At 74.4% G+C, this 18,052-nt stretch carries 16 protein-coding genes; 14 read left to right on the forward strand and 2 right to left on the reverse strand.

The window, feature by feature from the left end:
* Positions 1-50 precede the first annotated feature (50 nt).
* The 14 genes from AB0F68_RS25135 (at position 51) to AB0F68_RS25200 (ending at position 15,992) form a co-directional block, all read left to right on the forward strand.
* Positions 51-1,325, forward strand: coding sequence for an adenosylmethionine--8-amino-7-oxononanoate transaminase (locus tag AB0F68_RS25135; protein ID WP_357342465.1), 1,275 nt, complete (start codon positions 51-53; stop codon positions 1,323-1,325).
* 145 nt (positions 1,326-1,470) lie between these two features.
* Positions 1,471-2,307, forward strand: a complete 837-nt coding sequence (gene pyrF, locus AB0F68_RS25140) for an orotidine-5'-phosphate decarboxylase (protein WP_357342467.1) — start codon at positions 1,471-1,473, stop codon at positions 2,305-2,307.
* Positions 2,308-2,486: 179 nt separating this feature from the next.
* Positions 2,487-2,804, forward strand: a complete 318-nt coding sequence (mihF, locus tag AB0F68_RS25145) for an integration host factor, actinobacterial type (RefSeq protein WP_013285515.1) — start codon at positions 2,487-2,489, stop codon at positions 2,802-2,804.
* 25 nt (positions 2,805-2,829) lie between these two features.
* Entirely contained in the window at positions 2,830-3,363 is a 534-nt protein-coding gene (locus tag AB0F68_RS25150; RefSeq protein ID WP_357342473.1) for a guanylate kinase, read from the forward strand.
* Between the two features lie 46 nt (positions 3,364-3,409).
* Positions 3,410-3,673 (forward strand): DNA-directed RNA polymerase subunit omega, encoded by a 264-nt coding sequence (gene rpoZ / locus AB0F68_RS25155; protein ID WP_007075826.1) that lies wholly within the window; start codon positions 3,410-3,412, stop codon positions 3,671-3,673.
* 15 nt (positions 3,674-3,688) lie between these two features.
* Positions 3,689-4,897 (forward strand): bifunctional phosphopantothenoylcysteine decarboxylase/phosphopantothenate--cysteine ligase CoaBC, encoded by a 1,209-nt coding sequence (gene coaBC, locus AB0F68_RS25160; RefSeq protein ID WP_357342475.1) that lies wholly within the window; start codon positions 3,689-3,691, stop codon positions 4,895-4,897.
* Between the two features lie 82 nt (positions 4,898-4,979).
* Positions 4,980-6,185, forward strand: coding sequence for a methionine adenosyltransferase (metK, locus tag AB0F68_RS25165; RefSeq protein WP_357342477.1), 1,206 nt, complete (start codon positions 4,980-4,982; stop codon positions 6,183-6,185).
* Between the two features lie 59 nt (positions 6,186-6,244).
* The gene (locus AB0F68_RS25170) at positions 6,245-8,314 is read left to right on the forward strand and encodes a primosomal protein N' (protein WP_357342480.1); all 2,070 of its coding nucleotides are present in this window, start codon (positions 6,245-6,247) and stop codon (positions 8,312-8,314) included.
* Between the two features lie 226 nt (positions 8,315-8,540).
* Entirely contained in the window at positions 8,541-9,524 is a 984-nt protein-coding gene (locus AB0F68_RS25175) for an AAA family ATPase (RefSeq protein WP_357342483.1), read from the forward strand.
* A gap of 73 nt (positions 9,525-9,597) precedes the next feature.
* Positions 9,598-10,929 (forward strand): cytochrome P450, encoded by a 1,332-nt coding sequence (locus tag AB0F68_RS25180; protein WP_357342486.1) that lies wholly within the window; start codon positions 9,598-9,600, stop codon positions 10,927-10,929.
* Positions 10,930-10,971: 42 nt separating this feature from the next.
* Complete coding sequence (gene def / locus AB0F68_RS25185; protein ID WP_189198354.1) at positions 10,972-11,532, forward strand: peptide deformylase; 561 nt, start codon at positions 10,972-10,974, stop codon at positions 11,530-11,532.
* A gap of 5 nt (positions 11,533-11,537) precedes the next feature.
* Complete coding sequence (gene fmt, locus AB0F68_RS25190; RefSeq protein WP_357342606.1) at positions 11,538-12,464, forward strand: methionyl-tRNA formyltransferase; 927 nt, start codon at positions 11,538-11,540, stop codon at positions 12,462-12,464.
* Positions 12,461-14,035, forward strand: coding sequence for a transcription antitermination factor NusB (locus tag AB0F68_RS25195; RefSeq protein ID WP_357342491.1), 1,575 nt, complete (start codon positions 12,461-12,463; stop codon positions 14,033-14,035). Before fmt ends, AB0F68_RS25195 begins: the two co-directional genes overlap by 4 nt.
* 214 nt (positions 14,036-14,249) lie before the next feature.
* Positions 14,250-15,992 (forward strand): M28 family peptidase, encoded by a 1,743-nt coding sequence (locus AB0F68_RS25200; RefSeq protein ID WP_357342497.1) that lies wholly within the window; start codon positions 14,250-14,252, stop codon positions 15,990-15,992.
* Positions 15,993-16,034: 42 nt separating this feature from the next.
* Here the strand turns inward: AB0F68_RS25200 and AB0F68_RS25205 are convergent, their stop codons facing one another.
* Both AB0F68_RS25205 and AB0F68_RS25210 read right to left on the reverse strand, forming a co-directional pair.
* Entirely contained in the window at positions 16,035-16,925 is an 891-nt protein-coding gene (locus AB0F68_RS25205) for a septum formation family protein (RefSeq protein ID WP_357342500.1), read from the reverse strand.
* An 87-nt stretch (positions 16,926-17,012) separates the two neighbouring features.
* Positions 17,013-17,900: a septum formation family protein gene (locus AB0F68_RS25210; protein ID WP_357342501.1), complete on the reverse strand. Its 888-nt coding sequence runs from the start codon at positions 17,898-17,900 to the stop codon at positions 17,013-17,015.
* Positions 17,901-18,052: the final 152 nt, after the last annotated feature.

Genomic DNA, 18,052 nt, shown 5'->3' on the forward strand with positions numbered 1-18,052 from the left:
CAGATCGCGGGCCCGAACTGCAAGATCGCATGGGAGGGGGGAGGAGAGCCGTGACGCCTGAGGAGATTCTTGCCGCTGACCGGCGGCACGTCTGGCACCCCTACGCGGCCCTGCCGCCGGCCAGTGCACCGTATGTGGTGGACAGTGCCGAGGGCGTTCGGCTGCGGCTGGCCGACGGGCGGGAACTGGTCGACGGGATGTCGTCCTGGTGGGCGGCGATCCACGGCTACCGGCACCCGGTGCTGGACGCCGCGGTCACCGACCAGCTCGGCCGGATGAGCCACGTGATGTTCGGCGGCCTCACCCACGAGCCAGCGGTGCGCCTCGCGCGGACCCTGGTGGAGCTGGCCCCGGACGGCCTGGAGCACGTCTTCCTGGCCGACTCCGGGTCGGTCAGCGTCGAGGTGGCGGTGAAGATGTGCCTGCAGTACCAGCGGGCCCTGGGGCGGCCGGAACGCCGCCGGCTGGGCACCTGGCGGGGCGGCTACCACGGCGACACGTTCCACCCGATGAGCGTCTGCGACCCGGAGGGCGGCATGCACCACCTCTGGGGGGACGTGCTGCCCCGGCAGGTGTTCGCACCGGTGCCGCCGGCCGGCTTCGACACGCCGCCCGACCCGGCGTACGAGGCGGTGCTGGTGGACGCGGTGGAGCGGCACGCCGGCGAGCTGGCCGCGGTGATCGTCGAGCCGGTGGTGCAGGGCGCCGGCGGGATGCGCTTCCACCACCCGCACTACCTGCGGGTGCTGCGCGAGGTGACCCGGGCGCACGGGATCCTGCTGGTCTTCGACGAGATCGCCACCGGCTTCGGCCGGACCGGCACCATGTTCGCCGCCGAGCACGCCGGGGTCGCCCCGGACGTGCTCTGCGTCGGCAAGGCGCTCACCGGCGGCTACCTCACACTGGCCGCGGCGCTCTGCACCCCCGAGGTGGCCCGCGCCATCTCCGCCGACGGGGTGCTGGCGCACGGCCCGACCTTCATGGGCAACCCGCTCGCCTGCGCGGTCGCCAACGCCTGCCTGGGCCTGCTGCGGGGCGCGGACTGGGCGGGGCGGGTGGCGAGGATCTCCGACGGGCTGCGGGCCGGCCTGGAGCCGCTCCGCGGCACCCCCGGGGTGGCCGACGTGCGGGTGTTGGGCGCGATCGGCGTGGTGCAGCTCGACCACGAGGTGGACATCCCGCGGGCGACCGCCGCCGCCGTCGGGCAGGGCGTCTGGCTGCGGCCGTTCCGGGACCTGGTCTACACCATGCCCCCGTACGTCACCGACGAGGCGGACGTGGCCCGGATCGCGGCCGGGATCGAGGCGGCGGTCAAGGCGGGCTGAGCCGGCGGGAGCGCCACCGGCGACCGGCGTCCGGTGGCGGCAGGACGGTCCGGCCACCGCGCGGCGGCCGGGACAGGAGCACGAGCGGCGGCGTACCCGTCGCCGGACAGCGCGGCGCGAGGCCGCGAGGGAGAGGGAGAGTCGCATGGAGACCTTCGGCGCCCGCCTGCACCGGGCCGTGGCCGAGCGGGGACCGCTCTGCGTGGGGATCGACCCGCACCCGGGGCTGCTCGCCCGCTGGGGACTGCCCGACGACGTGGAGGGCCTCGACCGGTTCTGCCGGATCGTGGTGGAGGCCGTCGGCGACCGGGTGGCCGTGGTCAAGCCCCAGTCGGCGTTCTTCGAGCGCTTCGGGTCCCGTGGTGTCGGAATTCTTGAGTCAACTATCCGACAGTTGCGAAATTCGGGCTCGCTCGTTCTCCTCGACGTCAAGCGCGGCGACATCGGCTCGACGGTCAGCGCGTACGCCTCGGCGTACCTCGATCCATCCAGCCCGCTGTATGTCGACGCGGTCACCGCGAGCCCCTACCTCGGGGTGGGTTCGCTCGCGCCGCTGTTCGAGCTGGCGGCCGCGCACGGCGGCGGGGTCTTCGTCCTGGCGCTCACCTCGAACCCCGAGGGAGCCGCCGTGCAGCGCGCCGTCGGAGCCGACGGGCGCACCGTGGCGCAGACCGTCATCGACGAGATTTCGCAGCTCAACCGGGGTGCCGAGCCCCTCGGCAGCTTCGGGCTGGTGGTCGGCGCGACGATCGGTGACACGGGCCACGACCTCGCCGCGGTGAACGGTCCGCTGCTCGCCCCCGGGCTGGGCGCGCAGGGCGCGACGGCCGCCGACCTGCGTACCGTCTTCGGCTCCAGCCTGCCCTCGGTGCTGCCGTCGTACTCCCGCGAGGTGCTGGGCGCGGGGCCGGACCAGGCCGCCCTGCGGGCCGCCACCGACCGTGTGCTGGCCGAGTGCCGGGCCGCCCTGACCACCTCGTAACTGACTGACGGCTCGATCACTTTCCGTTGATCTTCGCGCGTCCACGTTGCCGAAAACTCCGTTGACCGCTAGTTTTCCCCGCGCTGGGAACCACGGACCCCTTTGGTTGCCAGCGACACCACGTTTCACAGATGCGGCGGTGCGCCCCGCCCGTCGTACTAGGGACCTGAGGAGAACTGGTGCCGCTCCCGTCACTGACCCCCGAACAGCGCGCTGCCGCGCTGGAGAAGGCCGCGGAGATCCGCAAGGCCCGTGCTGAGCTGAAGGAGCAGCTCAAGCAGGGCAAGACCACCCTCGCCACCGTCCTCGAGCGGGCCGAGTCCGACGACGTCGTGGGCAAGCTGAAGGTTTCGGCCGTGCTCCAGGCGATGCCGGGCATCGGCAAGATCCGAGCCACCCAGATCATGGAGAAGCTCAAGATCGCTGACAGCCGCCGGCTGCGTGGCCTGGGCGAGCAGCAGCGCAAGGCGCTGCTTGGAGAGTTCGCCGCCAACTGAACGGCCCACCGTGTAGAAACAAGCGGTGAGCACGGATGACGAGGCGCGCCCGGCGGCTCGGCTCACTGTCCTGGCCGGACCTTCGGGGGCCGGCCGGGGGAGTGTCGTCGAGCTGGTCCGGGCGCGCTTTCCGTCCGTGTGGGTGCCGGTCGCCGCGACCACCCGGCCGGCGTGTCCCGGCGAGGTGGACGGCGTCGACCGGCTCTTCCTCGACCCGGCCGGCTTCGACCGGATGATCGCGGCCGACGAGCTGCTGGAGTGGAGCCGGATCGGGCCCTACCGGCGCGGGGTGCCGCGCGCGGGCGTGCGGTCCCGGCTCGCCGAGGGGCGGCCCGTGCTGCTCCCGCTGGACCTGCCGGGCGCGCTCGCCGTCCGGGCCGTCGCGCCGGACGCGCGGCTGGTGCTGCTCGCCCCGCCGGCGTACCGGCCGGACCCGGCCCTCGCGGCCGCCTTCGCACACGCCGTGCTGCATGACCGGACCGAGCGTGCCGCCGGGGAGCTGGTAGGCTTGCTCGGTTCTTCCTTCCTGGCTCCGGCCCGACCGCGCCCGAGCGGTTGAGAGGCCACCGCCTCCGGGCGGTGCACAAAGACGCAGAGGTTATTTCGTGGGATCCATCGCCAACCCCGAGGGCATCACCAACCCGCCGATCGACGAGCTCCTCGAGAAGACCACCTCGAAGTACGCGCTGGTCATCTTCGCCGCCAAGCGCGCGCGCCAGGTCAACGCCTACTACAGCCAGCTCGGTGAGGGCCTGCTGGAGTACGTCGGCCCGCTGGTGGAGACCACCCCCCAGGAGAAGCCGCTCTCCATCGCCATGCGCGAGATCAACGCGGGTCTGCTCACCGCCGAGCCGACCGACCAGCCGTAAGCCCCGCCCGCGCCGATGGCCGCCGAGATCGTCCTCGGGGTCGGTGGCGGCATCGCCGCCTACAAGGCGTGTGAGCTGCTCCGGCTCTTCACCGAGTCGGGTCACCGGGTCCGGGTCGTGCCGACCGCGTCGGCGCTCCGTTTCATCGGGGCGCCGACCTGGGCCGCACTCTCCGGGCAGCCGGTGGCCGACGACGTCTGGTCCGACGTGCACGAGGTGCCGCACGTGCGCCTCGGGCAGCACGCGGACCTGGTCGTGGTGACGCCCACCACCGCCGACCTGCTCGCCAAGGCCGCCCACGGCCTCGCCGACGACCTGCTCACCAACACCCTGCTGACGGCACGCTGCCCCGTGGTGCTGGCGCCGGCCATGCACACCGAGATGTGGGAGCACCCGGCCACCGTCGCCAACGTGGCCACCCTGCGGTCCCGTGGCGTCGTGGTGATCGAGCCCGCGGTCGGCCGGCTCACCGGCAAGGACACCGGCAAGGGCCGGCTGCCCGACCCGGTCGAGATCTTTGCGGTCGCCCGCCGGGCGCTGGCCCGCGGCGGCACCGCCCCGGCCGACCTGGCCGGCCGGCACGTGGTGGTCACCGCGGGCGGCACCCGGGAGCCGCTCGACCCGGTCCGCTTCCTCGGCAACCGCTCCTCCGGCAAGCAGGGCTACGCGTTCGCCCGGGCCGCCGTGGCCCGGGGCGCCCGGGTCACCCTGGTCTCGGCCAACGTCGCGCTCGCCGACCCGGCCGGCGCGGACCTGGTCCGGGTGGGCAGCACCGAGGACCTGCGCAAGGCGACCCTGGAGGCGGCCGCCGACGCGGACGCCGTGGTGATGGCCGCCGCGCCCGCCGATTTCCGCCCGGCGACGTACGCGCCCGGTAAGATCAAGAAGTCGGACGACGGCAGCGCGCCCACGATCCAGCTGGTCACCAACCCGGACATCGCGGCCGAGCTGGGTCGACGCCGGCGGCCGGAGCAGGTGCTGGTGGTCTTCGCCGCGGAGACCGGCGACGCCGAGGCCAACGGCCGGGCCAAGCTCGCCCGCAAGCGCGCCGACCTCATCGTGATCAACGAGGTGGGGGTGGACAAGGTCTTCGGGGCCGAGACCAACGCCGCCACGGTGATCGGGGCGGACGGGTCGGTGCACCGGATGCCCGAGCAGCCCAAGGAGGACCTGGCCGACGCCGTCTGGGACCTCGTGGTCGCCCGGCTGAGTGAGCAATCCTGACGGTTGGTCACCCTCGGTTCCCCGGGTCACTCTGGGAGCACGGTGACTAAACTGCCGCCGAGCGACCTTTAAAAGTCTTCACATGCTTAGGAGTGCCGTGACACGTCTCTTCACGTCCGAATCGGTCACGGAAGGCCACCCGGACAAGATCGCCGACCAGATCAGTGACGGCATTCTCGACGCACTGCTCGCCCAGGACCCGCACAGCCGGGTCGCGGTCGAGACCCTGATCACCACCGGCCAGGTGCACGTCGCCGGCGAGGTGACCACGAAGGCGTACGCCGACATCCCGACCATCGTGCGGGACACCATCCTGTCGATCGGCTACGACTCGTCGAAGAAGGGCTTCGACGGCGCCTCCTGCGGCGTGAGCGTCTCCATCGGCGCCCAGTCGGCCGACATCGCGCAGGGCGTGGACAACGCGTTCGAGCTGCGTACCGGCTCGTCGGAGAGCGCGCTGGACGCGCAGGGCGCCGGCGACCAGGGCATGATGTTCGGCTTCGCCTGCTCCGAGACGCCCGAGCTGATGCCGCTGCCCATCGCGCTGGCCCACCGGCTGGCCCGCCGGCTCGCCCAGGTGCGCAAGGACGGCACCGTCCCCTACCTGCGGCCGGACGGCAAGACCCAGGTGACCATCGAGTACGACGGGCTGCGCCCGGTCCGGCTCGACACCGTGGTGGTCTCCAGCCAGCACGCGGCGGACATCTCGCTCGAGTCGCTGCTCACCCCGGACGTCCGCGACCACGTCATCACCCCCGAGCTGGAGGGCCTCGGCCTGGACACCGAGGGCTATCGGCTGCTGGTCAACCCGACCGGGCGCTTCGAGATCGGCGGCCCGATGGGCGACGCCGGCCTCACCGGCCGGAAGATCATCGTCGACACCTACGGCGGTTACGCCCGCCACGGTGGCGGCGCGTTCTCCGGCAAGGACCCGTCCAAGGTGGACCGCTCCGCCGCGTACGCGATGCGCTGGGTGGCCAAGAACGTGGTCGCCGCCGGCCTGGCCGAGCGCTGCGAGGCGCAGGTCGCGTACGCGATCGGCAAGGCCCACCCGGTGAGCCTCTTCATCGAGACCTTCGGCACCGAGACCGTGCCGGTCGCCTCGATCGAGAAGGCCGTCGCCGAGGTCTTCGACCTCCGCCCGGCCGCGATCATCCGGGACCTCAACCTGCTCCGCCCGATCTACCAGCAGACCGCCGCCTACGGCCACTTCGGTCGGGAGCTGCCGGACCTGACCTGGGAGAGCACCGACCGGGCCGCCGACCTCAAGTCGGCCGCGGGAGCCTGACCGCCACCAGGCGCGGCGACCGGCGACCCGCCGAGGGGTCGCCGGTCGCTCGCGTCTGCGTGGACGTGCCGCTGCCGCACCTCGACCGCCCCTTCGACTACCTCGTCCCCGACACCCTGGACGCCGACGCCCGACCCGGGGTCCGGGTGAAGGTCCGCTTCGCCGGGCAGCTCGTCGACGGCTGGCTGCTGGAGCGCGTCGCGGAGTCCGCGCACCCCCGGCTGGCGTACCTGGAGAAGGTGGTCTCCCCGGTGCCGGTGCTGGCGCCGGAGGTGGCCGAACTGGCCCGCGCGGTCGCCGACCGCTACGCGGGCAGCCTCGCCGACGTGCTCCGGCTCGCCGTCCCGCCCCGGCACGCCCGGGTCGAGAAGGACGTCACCGCGGCCGACCCGGCCACCCCGCCGCCGACCGCCGACCCTTCCACCCCGCCGACCGCGTCCGGAGACACCGACCCGGCCCTCGGAGACGCCGACCCAGCCCCCAGAACCGCTGAGCCGACCCCCAGAACCGCTGACCCGACCTCCGGAGACGCCGGCCCCGCTGCCGGCTCGGCCGGTCCGGACGCGCCCACCCCGGTCGATCCACGCGGCTGGCGGGACTATCCCGCCGGGCCGGCCCTTCTGCGCGCCCTCACCGCCGGTCGGGCCCCCCGGGCCGTCTGGTCCGCGCTGCCCGGCGAGGACTGGGCCGACCGGTACGCCGACGCCGTCGCCGCCACCGTGGCCGGCGGCCGGGGCGCCGTGGTCGTGGTGGCCGACGCCCGGGACCTGGATCGCCTCGACGCCGCCCTGACCGCCGTCCTCGGACCCGGGCGGCACGCCTGCCTCTCCGCGGCGGCCGGACCCGCCCGCCGCTACCGCGCCTTCCTCGCCGCCCGCCGCGGCGACGTGCCCGTGGTGATCGGCACCCGGGCGGCCATGTTCGCCCCGGTCGAGCGGCTCGGCCTGGTCGCCGTATGGGACGACGGCGACGACCTGCACGCCGAGCCCCGGGCGCCCTACCCGCACGCCCGCGAGGTGCTGCTCACCCGGGCCCAGCTCAGCGGTGCCGCCGCCCTGGTCGGCGGCTACGCCCGCACCGCCGAGGCCCAGTTGCTGGTGGAGACCGGCTGGGCCCGCGAGGTGGTGGCCGACCGCGCGACCGTGCGGGCCCGGATGCCGGCGATCGCGCCGACCGGGGACGATCCGCACCTGGCCCGGGACCCCGGGGCCGCCTCCGCCCGGCTGCCCAGCCTGGCCTGGACCACCGCCCGGGACGCGCTCCGCGCCGACCTGCCGGTGCTGGTGCAGGTGCCCCGCCGCGGCTACCTGCCCTCGGTGGCCTGCGCCGACTGCCGGACCCCGGCCCGCTGCCCGCACTGCGCCGGTCCGCTGGGCCTGCCGTCGGCCGAGGGGGTGCCCGCCTGCCGCTGGTGCGGCCGGGTCGCCGCCGCGTACGCCTGCCCCGAGTGCGGCGGGCGGCGGCTGCGCGCCTCGGTCACCGGCGCCCGGCGGACCGCCGAGGAGCTGGGCCGGGCCTTCCCCGGGGTGCCGGTGCGCACCTCCGGGCGGGAGGAGGTGCTGGCCACGGTGCCGGCCGGCGCCGGCCTGGTGATCGCCACCCCGGGCGCGGAGCCGGTCGCCGACGGCGGCTACGGGGCGGTGCTGCTGCTCGACCCGTGGGCCCTGCTCACCCGGGCCGACCTGCGGGCGGGGGAGGAGGCGTTGCGCCGCTGGCTGGCCGCCGCCGCGCTGGCCCGGCCCGGGCCGGCCGGCGGCCGGGTGGTGGTGGTCGCCGACGGCGCCCTCGCACCGGTGCAGGCGCTGCTGCGCTGGGACTCCGCCTGGTTCGCCGGCCGGGAACTGGCCGAGCGCCGTGAGCTGGGCTTCCCGCCGGCGGTGCGGATGGCCAGCGTCACCGGCGTCGCCGACGCGGTGGCGGACCTGCTGGCCGGCACCCGGCTGCCCGACGGCGCGGAGGTGCTGGGCCCGGTGCCGGCGGACGAGGGGCGGGAGCGGATGCTGGTCCGGGTGCCCCGAGCCCGGGCCGCCGCCCTGGCCGACGCGCTGCACGCGGCCGCCGGGCAGCGCAGCGCACGCAAGGCGGCCGACCCGGTCCGGCTCCAGATCGACCCGCTCAGCCTGTTCTGAGCCCGCCCACCACCCCTGACGTCGCGCACCCGGGCCGTCGCGTACGGTCGTGAGCTGGGGTTTGTCGCACGCCTCGTGCGGCAAATGGGTGGAGAACGCGTGATAGCATCGCCCGTCATGCCCAGGCGCACGACGGCTCCCGGGCGCGGCGCGGCGAAGCGGGAGTGCGTCGAGCCGACGCGGATTCGATGATGTCAATCAGCCGGTGATCAGGGGTGGACCAGTCGTGACCGTTCGTCAGTCGATCGTCTTCAACGGTGACCTCGGCAGTGGCAAGAGCACCGTTTCCGTCGAGATCGCCAAGCGTCTGGGGCTGCGCCGGGTCAGCGTCGGCGACCTCTACCGCCAGATGGCCCAGGAGCGGCAGATGACCGCCCTCCAGCTCAACCTGCACGCCGAGCTGGACCAGGCCGTCGACGGCTACGTCGACCAGCTCCAGCGGGACATCGCGGCTTCCGGCGAGAGCCTGGTGATGGACTCCCGGCTGGCCTGGCACTTCTTCACCGACGCGCTCAAGGTGCACATGATCACCGAGCCGACCGAGGCGGCCCGGCGGGTGCTGGCCCGCCCGTCCGGCCCGGCGGAGAGCTACACCTCCCTGGAGGAGGCCAAGGCCAAGCTCCGGGAGCGCAGCGAGAGCGAGCGCGGCCGGTTCATCGTGCGCTACGGCGTCGACAAGGCCCGGCTGCGCAACTACGACCTGATCTGCGACACCACCCGGGCCACCCCGGAGCAGGTGATCCAGCACGTCGTCGACGTCTACGAGGGCCGGCTCGGCGCGGACGTGCTGCGCGACGGGCAGTCGCTGCTGCTGCTCGACCCGGCCCGGGTCTACCCGACCGAGGACATCGCCACCCTGCGTGGGCTGTGGGACTCGGAGTTCGTCGGTGAGGTGGCCGAGTCCGGCGACGAGGCCCTGGAGCCGCTGACCATCGGCTACACCGGCGAGTACTTCTTCGTGGTCGACGGTCACCGCCGGCTCAGCGCCGCCCTGCAGAGCGGCTTCCCGCTGGTCCCCGCCCGGCTGGTCGCCGAGGTCGACGAGCCGGTGGTCGGCGGGCTGAGCGCGGTCGACTTCTTCGCCGCCCAGGCCCGACCCAGCCTGATCCACGACTGGGAGGCCGCGCACGGCCTCCAGCTGCCGCTGCCTGAGCACGCCCTGCTGGGCGGGGACGCGGTGCTGGCGGGGGAGCCGGGCGCCGGCGCCTGAGCGGGCCGCGGGGATCGCCCGATCGGGCGGACCGGAGCATGATGAGGGTCTCCAATGCCTGGGGAGGCCGATCGTGGATCCTGCTGACGCCCTCGCGCTGCTGATGTCACCGTCGGGCCGGGTCGACCCGTACCCGACGTACGAGCGGTTGCGCGCGCACGGCACGGTGGTCCAGTCCGGGCCGGTCTTCTACGTGGTGACCGGCTACGCCGAGGCCGACGCGATTCTCCGCGACGCCCGGTTCGGGGTGATGGACGACGACCTGCGCGACCAGTTCATGCCCGGCTGGCGGGAGAGCCCGGCGGTGCTGTCGATCTCCCGGTCGATGCTGCGCACCAACCCGCCCGACCACAGCCGGATGCGGCGGCTGGCGGCCGGCGCCTTCACCCCGCGCCGGATCGCCGCCCTGCAGGACGTGGTCGAGGCGCAGGCCGACGCGCTGGTCGACGGGATGCTGGCCCGGGGTCGCGACGGCGCCCCGGTCGATTTCATGGCCGAGTTCGCGTACCCGCTGCCGGTGGCGGTGATCTGCGCGCTGCTCGGCGTGCCGGCGGCCGACCGGCCGCTGTTCCGGCGCTGGGCCGCCGACCTGACCGGCGTGCTGGAGCCCGAGATCACCCCCGAGGAGCTGGCCGTGGCCGACCGGGGCGCGGCCGAGCTGCGCGACTACTTCACGGAGCTGGTCGCGGCCCGGCGCAGGGCCCCGGCCGACGACCTGACCACCGCGCTGGTGCAGGCGCACGACGGCCATAATTCGGCCTCCGCGCCGCCAGGCGGCGCTCCGGACCGAATGAGGGCCGACACCGACGGCGAGCGCCTCTCCGGCGACGAGCTGCTGGCCAACCTGATCGTGCTGCTGGTGGCCGGCTTCGAGACCACCACCAACCTGCTCGGCAACGGCCTGGTGGTGCTCCTCGACCATCCCCGGGAGGCGGCGACGCTGCGCGAGCACCCCGAGTTCGCGCCCGGCTACGTCGACGAGCTGCTGCGGTACGACTCACCGGTGCAGCTCACCTCCCGGATGAGCACCGCCCCGTCCCGGCACGGCGACGTCGACCTGCCCGCCGAGAGCTGGATCATCGTGATGCTCGGCGCGGCGAACCGGGATCCCCGCCGCTACCCGGCGCCCGAGCGCTTCGACCCCTGGCGCCCGCAGATCCACCCGCTCTCCTTCGGCGCCGGCCCGCACTACTGCCTCGGGGCCGGCCTGGCCCGGCTGGAGGGGCAGGTGGCGTTCCCGCTGCTGCTGCGCCGCCTGCCCGAGCTGGCCCTGGCCGGGACGCCCGAGCGGCGGAGCCGGCTCACCCTGCGCGGGTACGCCACCCTGCCGGTCACCGTGGGTGACGGGGCGGCCCCGGTCACCGATCGCGGTACGCCGGCCGGGGCGACCGGATCGACTCCGTAGACTGGTACGGCACCACTCGTCCCAGACAAGGAGCCACTCCGCGTGACCGTTCAGCCCATCCGTCTGTTCGGCGATCCGGTGCTGCGCACGCCGGCCGACCCGGTCGTCGACTTCGACGCCGAGCTGCGCAAGCTGATCGCCGACCTGACCGACACGATGCGCGAGCAGAACGGCGCCGGCCTGGCCGCGCCGCAGCTCGGGGTGGGCCTGCGGGTGTTCACCTTCGACGTGGACGACGTCCTCGGCCACCTGGTCAACCCGGTGCTGGAGTTCCCCGACGAGGAGGAGCAGGACGGCCCGGAGGGCTGCCTGTCCATCCCGGGGCTCTACTTCGACACGAAGCGCCGGCAGAACGTCATCGCCAAGGGCTTCAACGGCTACGGCGACCCGCTGCAGATCGTCGGCACCGGCCTGATGGCCCGCTGCGTGCAGCACGAGACCGATCACCTCGACGGGGTGCTCTTCGTCGACCGGCTCGACCCGGCCGGCCGCAAGGAGGCCATGAAGGCGATCCGCCAGGCCGAGTGGTACGACGAGGCCGCCCCGCCGACCGTCAAGCTCAGCCCGCACGCCGCCGGCAACCCGTTCGGCCTGGGGCGGTGACCCGGATGCGCCTGGTCTTCGCCGGCACGCCGGCCGTCGCCGTACCCGCGCTGGACGCGATCGCCGCCTCCGGCCACGAGCTGGCCGCCGTGGTCACCCGCCCCGACGCGCCCGCCGGCCGGGGCCGGGGCCTGGTCCGCTCCCCGGTCGGCGCCTGGGCCGACGCGCACGGCGTCGAGGTGCTCACCCCGGCCCGGCCCCGCGAGCCCGAGTTCCTCGACCGGCTCCGCGAGCTGGCCCCGGACTGCGTGCCGGTGGTCGCCTACGGCGCGCTGGTGCCGCCGGCGGCGCTGGAGATCCCCCGGCTGGGCTGGATCAACCTGCACTTCTCGCTGCTGCCCGCCTGGCGCGGCGCGGCGCCCGTGCAGCACGCCGTGCTGCACGGCGACGCGCTGACCGGGGCCAGCGTCTTCCAGTTGGAGGAGGGGCTGGACACCGGCCCGGTCTACGGCACCGTCACCGACGAGATCCGGCCCGCCGACACCTCCGGCGACCTGCTGGAGCGGCTCGCCGACTCCGGGGCCGGGCTGCTGGTCGCCGTGCTCGACGCGCTGGCGGCCGGCACCGCCCGGGCCGAGCCGCAGCCGGCCGACGGGGTCTCCCTGGCGCCGAAGCTGACCGTGGAGGACGCCCGGGTCCGCTGGGCCGACCCGGCCTTCGCGGTGGACCGCCGGATCCGCGCCTGCACCCCGGCCCCCGGCCCGTGGACCACCTTCCGTGGCGACCGGGTCAAGCTCGGCCCGGTCACTCCGGTGGCCAACGGCCCGGAGCTGAAACCCGGCGAGCTGCTGGTGGAGAAGTCCCGGGTGCTGGCCGGCACGGGCACCGTTCCGGTGCAGCTCGGCGAGGTGCGCGCGGCCGGCAAGAAGGCCATGTCGGCCGGCGACTGGGCGCGCGGCGCCCGGGTCGCCGCCGGCGAGGTGCTCGCGTGACCGGGCCGTCCGAGCCCCGGGGCGAGCGCTTCTCCGACGACGGTCCGCGCGGCGGCCGGTCCGGCGACGCCGGGCGGTTCTCCGGCGGCGAGCGGCCCCGGGACGACCGCGGCCGGCCGGAGCGCGGCGAGCGTCCCGGGCGCCGGGCCGACGGGCCGCGCGAGGGGCGCTTCGGTGCCGACCGGCGCGGCGGTGTCCGGCGTCCGGCCCGGCCGCCCGTGGACCTGCCCCGGCACGTCGCGTACCAGGCGATCGCGGCGGTGCACCGGGACGACGCGTACGCCAACCTGGTGCTGCCGGCGATGCTCCGGGACGAGGGGCTGACCGGCCGGGACGCGGCCTTCGCCACCGAGCTGACCTACGGCACGCTGCGGCACACCGGCACCCTGGACGCGATCATCACCGACGCGGCCGGCCGGGACGTGCAGCGGATCGACCCGCCGGTGCGGGACGCGCTGCGACTCGGGACGTACCAGATCCTGCACACCCGGGTGCCGGCCCACGCGGCCGTGTCGTCCACGGTGGACCTGGTCCGGATCGTCGGGCCCGGGGCCACCGGCTTCGCCAACGCGGTGCTCCGGGAGGTGGCGGGCCGGGACTCGGACGGCTGGGTGGCGAAGCTCGCCCCGTCCGAGGAGACCGATCCGATCGGCCACCTCGCGCTGGCGTACAGCCACCCGCAGTGGATCGTCCGGGCCTTCGCCGAGGCGCTCGGCGGCGACCTGCGCGAGACCGCCCGCCTGCTCATCGAGGACAACGAGCGCCCGCCGGTGCACCTGTGCGCCCGGCCGGGGCTGGCCGACCCGGTGGCGCTGGCCGACGAGGTCGGCGGGGCCCCGGGCGCCTTCTCGCCGTACGCGGTCTATCTCTCCGGCGGCGCGCCGGGGGAGCTGGCGGCGGTGGCCGACGGACGGGCGCACGTCCAGGACGAGGGTTCCCAGCTGGTGGCGAACGCCCTCGCGGTGGCGCCGCTGGACGGCCCGGACGGCCGCTGGCTCGACCTGTGTGCCGGCCCCGGCGGCAAGGCCGGCCTGCTCGGCGCCCTGGCCGCGGAGCGCGGCGCCCGGCTCACGGCGGTGGAGGTCGCCGAGCACCGGGCCCGGCTGGTCGCCCAGGCCACCCGGGGGCTGCCGGTCACCGTGGTGAACACCGACGGCCGCACGGTCGGCGCCGATCCGAAGCTGCCGGAGGGGCACTTCGACCGGGTGCTGGTCGACGCCCCGTGCACCGGGCTCGGCTCGCTGCGCCGCCGGCCGGAGTCCCGCTGGCGTCGCCAGCCGTCGGACCTGCCGCCGCTGACCCGGTTGCAGCGGGAGCTGCTCACCGCCGCGCTGCGCGCGGTCCGGCCGGGCGGCCTGGTCGCCTACGTGACCTGCTCGCCGCACACGGTGGAGACGCACGTGACGGTGACCGAGGCGTCCCGCCGGTGCGGCTTCCCGGTCGACTTCGTCGACGCCCGGCCACTGCTGCCCGCCGGCATGCCCGGGCTGGGGGACGGCCCGACCGTCCAGCTGTGGCCGCAGCGGCACGGCACCGATGCGATGTTCCTGGCGGTGCTGCGCCGGGGCTGAGCGGGGACCCGATCGACGGGTGCAGGTGAACGCGGAGCGGGGCCGCCGGTGACGGCGGCCCCGCTCCGCGCGTCGTGTGACACCCCCGGTTGACTCTTACATCGATACATGTAACTGTTCCGATCACCGGTCCGCCGACATCGGGGCCCCCACCGGAGCCCACGGGTCGCGCCACCCCGCCAGTACGTCCCGCCGACCCCCACAAGGAGTCTCCATGAGACGCAGAACGCCGACCGCGGGCCTCGCGCTCGCCCTCTTCGCCGCCGTCACGGCGACCCTGGCCGCCCCCGCACCGGCCGGCGCCGCCCCCGCACCAGCCAGCGCCGCCCCCGCGCTCGCCGCCGCGGCGCCGGACATCTCGGTGACCAACGTCCAGGCCCACCTCACCCAGCTCAACGCGATCGCCGGCAACAACGGCGGCAACCGGCGGGCCGGCTCGGCCGGCTACACCGCCTCGGTCAGCTACGTGAAGGCCAAGCTCCAGGCCGCCGGCTACACGGTCAGCGAGCAGTACTGCTCCACCTGCACCTACCCGTCGAACAACCTGATCGCCGAGTGGCCGCAGGGCCCGGCCGACCAGGTCGTCATGTTCGGCGCCCACCTGGACAGCGTCTCGGCCGGCCCGGGCATCAACGACAACGGCTCCGGCTCGGCCACCCTGCTGGAGAACGCGCTGGTCCTGGCTCAGCAGAACCCGAGCATGACCAAGCGGGTCCGGTTCGCGTGGTGGACCGACGAGGAGCAGGGCCTCAACGGCTCGGAGTTCTACGTCAACCAGCTCAGCGCCACCCAGCGCGGCTACATCAAGGGCTACTACAACTTCGACATGGTCGCCTCGACCAACGGCGGCTACTTCATCAACCGGCTCACCTCCACGACGGCGGCGCCGCTGAAGGCGTACTGGGACTCGCTCAACCTCCAGCCGGAGGAGAACGTCGAGGGCCAGGGCCGCTCCGACGACTACTCCTTCCAGCAGGCCGGCATCCCCACCTCGGGTTACGCGGCCGGCGCCAGCGCGCGCAAGACCAGCACCCAGGCCGCCAAGTGGGGCGGCACGGCGAACTCCGCGTACGACCCCTGCTACCACCGCTCCTGCGACACCACCGCCAACATCAGCGCGACGGTGCTCAACCGCAGCGCCGACGGCGTGGCGTACGCGATCTGGCAGCTCGCGGTCGGCGGCGGCACCCCGACCAACGACTTCTCCGTCGCGGTGAGCCCGACCTCCGGCAGCGTCGCCCGGGGCGGCTCCACCACCGCCACGGTCAGCACCGCCACCACCGGTGGCAGCGCCCAGACCGTGAACCTCTCGGCCACCGGCGCCCCCAGCGGGGTGACGGTGAGCTTCAGCCCGTCCTCGGTCACCTCCGGCGGCTCGGCCACCATGACGGTCACGGCCTCCGCGACGGCGACCACCGGCACGTTCACCATCACGGTCACCGGCACCGGCTCGGTCACCCGCAGCGTCGGCTACACCCTCACGGTCACCGGCACCGGCGGCTGCGCCGGCGGCCAGCTCATCCGCAACAGCAGCTTCGAATCCGGCAGCACGCCGTGGACCGCCACCTCCGGCGTCATCACCAACTCGTCGAGCCAGGCGGCCCGGACCGGCTCCTACAAGGCCTGGCTGGACGGCTACGGCAGCACCCACACCGACACGCTGTCGCAGTCGGTGAGCATCCCGGCCGGGTGCGCGAGCTACACCCTGTCGTTCTGGCTGCACATCGACACGGCCGAGACCACCACGGGCACCGCCTACGACCGGCTGACCGTGCAGGTCGGCACGACCACCCTGGCCAGCTACTCCAACCTCAACGCCGCATCCGGTTACACGCAGCGCAGCTTCAACCTGGCCGCCTACGCCGGGCAGACCGTCACGCTGAAGTGGACCGGGGTGGAGGACGCCTCGCTCCAGACCAGCTTCGTCATCGACGACGTCACGCTGCAGGTGGGCTGAGCGATCCGGGCGGGGTGCGCCCGCGGCGCACCCCGCTCCCGCTCAGTTGATCGGCAGCGCCTTGCTGCCGCCGCCCTTGAGCGAGCGGGTCAGCGTCCGGTCGGAGAGCCAGAGGAAGCACTGCACGCCCCGGTCGCCGTCCTGCCACTCCTCCTTGAAGGGGTGGTAGATGATCGTGCCGGACCGGTAGACCATGTCGCTGTTGTTCGGCACCTTGACGTACTTCGCGATCAGCCCGCGGCATCCCTTGTGGGCCCGCATGGGGGTGCGCTGGAACTCGGTGTAACTGACATCGGGGAACTGGTAGATCCCGACGAACTCGGCGTGGTGCTTGGCGGTGCAGGCGACGGGCCGCATCTCCGTCACGTCGTCCTTGACGAGCTTCGGGTTGAAGCAGCTCAGCGCCAGCGGCGAGCCGGCCTTCAGGGCGTTGCGCAGGCTGCCGCTGCGCGGGGTGACGCTGCGGTCGTCCAGGCTGGCCACCTCGGAGACGTCGCAGCGGAACCAGCGGGCCCCGCCCGTCCAGGCCAGCGCCGACGGGAAGACCACCGACAGTTGCAGCCGCCCCGAGCGCCAGTCGGCGCCGACGGCCTTGTTGACCTGCTTGGTGCACTCGGCCTGCGCGGTCCGGGTGCCGGTCGACCCGGCCCGCGGGGGAGCGCCGCGCCCGGCGTCCGGGCCGGTCAGGGTGCCCACGTGCAGCGTCTCGGCCCGGTGGGTGGCGGCGCAGTCGACCGGGTTGTAGCCGCTGAGGTAGCCGACGTCCTGGATGGTGGGGTGGCAGGCGCCCGACTGGGGCACGAAGGCCGCCGGGGCGCCGAACGCGGGCCAGTCGTCGGCCAGGTCGCGGTCGACCCCGGCCGGCGCGCCGCAGCCGCCGAGTGCCAACGCCGCCGTCACGCTCACGGCGACCACCGCCCACCATCGCCGCATCGCGACCGACCTCCCCGTCGTCCGTGGTGGCGCGACCGGCGCGGAGCGCCGGGTACGCCTCGGCGGTGCAGCATACGGCACCTTAGCTCAGATGACGGGTAGTCCCTCCGGGCCGGCCCCGCGCATCGAGCGGGTCAGCTTCCGGTCGTCGCTCCACAGGAAACAGCGCACGCCCCGGTCGCCCTCCTCCCACTCCCGCTGGGACGGCGGATAGAAGATGGAACCGGCCCGGTACGGCAGGTCGGCGTTGTTCGGCACCGCGGCGAAGGCGGCGATCAGCGCCATGCAGCGGCGGTGCACCTGCGGGGCCGACCGGGTGAAGTCCGGCCAGCTCATGTCCCGCTCCTCGAAGACGCCGACGAACTCGGCGCGGTGCGGCTCGGTGCAGAGCACCGGGGCCATGTAGTTCAGGTTGTCGCCGATCAGCTTCGGGTCGAAACAGCGGTGCACCAGCGGGCTGTCGCCGACCATGGCGCCGCGCAGGCTGCCCACCCGGTTGACCGGCCGGGTGTTGTCGATGCTGTCGGTCTCGGCCAGGTCGCAGCGGAACCAGCGGGCCCCGGCCACCCAGGCGGTCACCGGGGGCAGCGCGATGTTCAGGGTGAGCCGGGCGGAGTGCCAGTCCCCGCCGATCACCTCCCGGGCCCGCTGGTCACACTCGGCGCGGGCGGTCCGCAGCGCGGGTGAGCCCGGCTCCGGCCGGGCGCCCTGCGCCGCCGCTCCGGTGAAGGTGCCGACGTGCACCGCCTCGGCCAGGTGGCTGCCCGCGCAGTCCACCGTGTCGTAGGTGGCGGCCTGCACCACGGCGGTGAGCCGGGGCAGGCAGGCGTCCGTGGCGGGGACGAACAGGCGGGGCGCCGGCAGCGCGGCCCAGTCGTCGGTGAGGTCGCCGTCGGCCCGGTGCGGTGGGACACAGCCGGTCAGGACCACCGTCGCCGTGCCGGCCAGCGCCAGCGCCAGGAGCCACCGTCGCATCGTCCGCCCTTCCCGGGAGATGGCAGCCGGTCGCCGCGGCCCGTGCGGCGTTCCCCGCGGCCGGGCGTGCAGCATATGTGACCGTCCCTGTAGGAGTTTCGCCCCGTTTCGATCGATCGGCCAGTCGCGGATGGCTTTTCGTGCCGATTATC

Source organism: Micromonospora sp. NPDC023966 (assembly GCF_040639095.1).
Lineage (GTDB): Bacteria > Actinomycetota > Actinomycetes > Mycobacteriales > Micromonosporaceae > Micromonospora.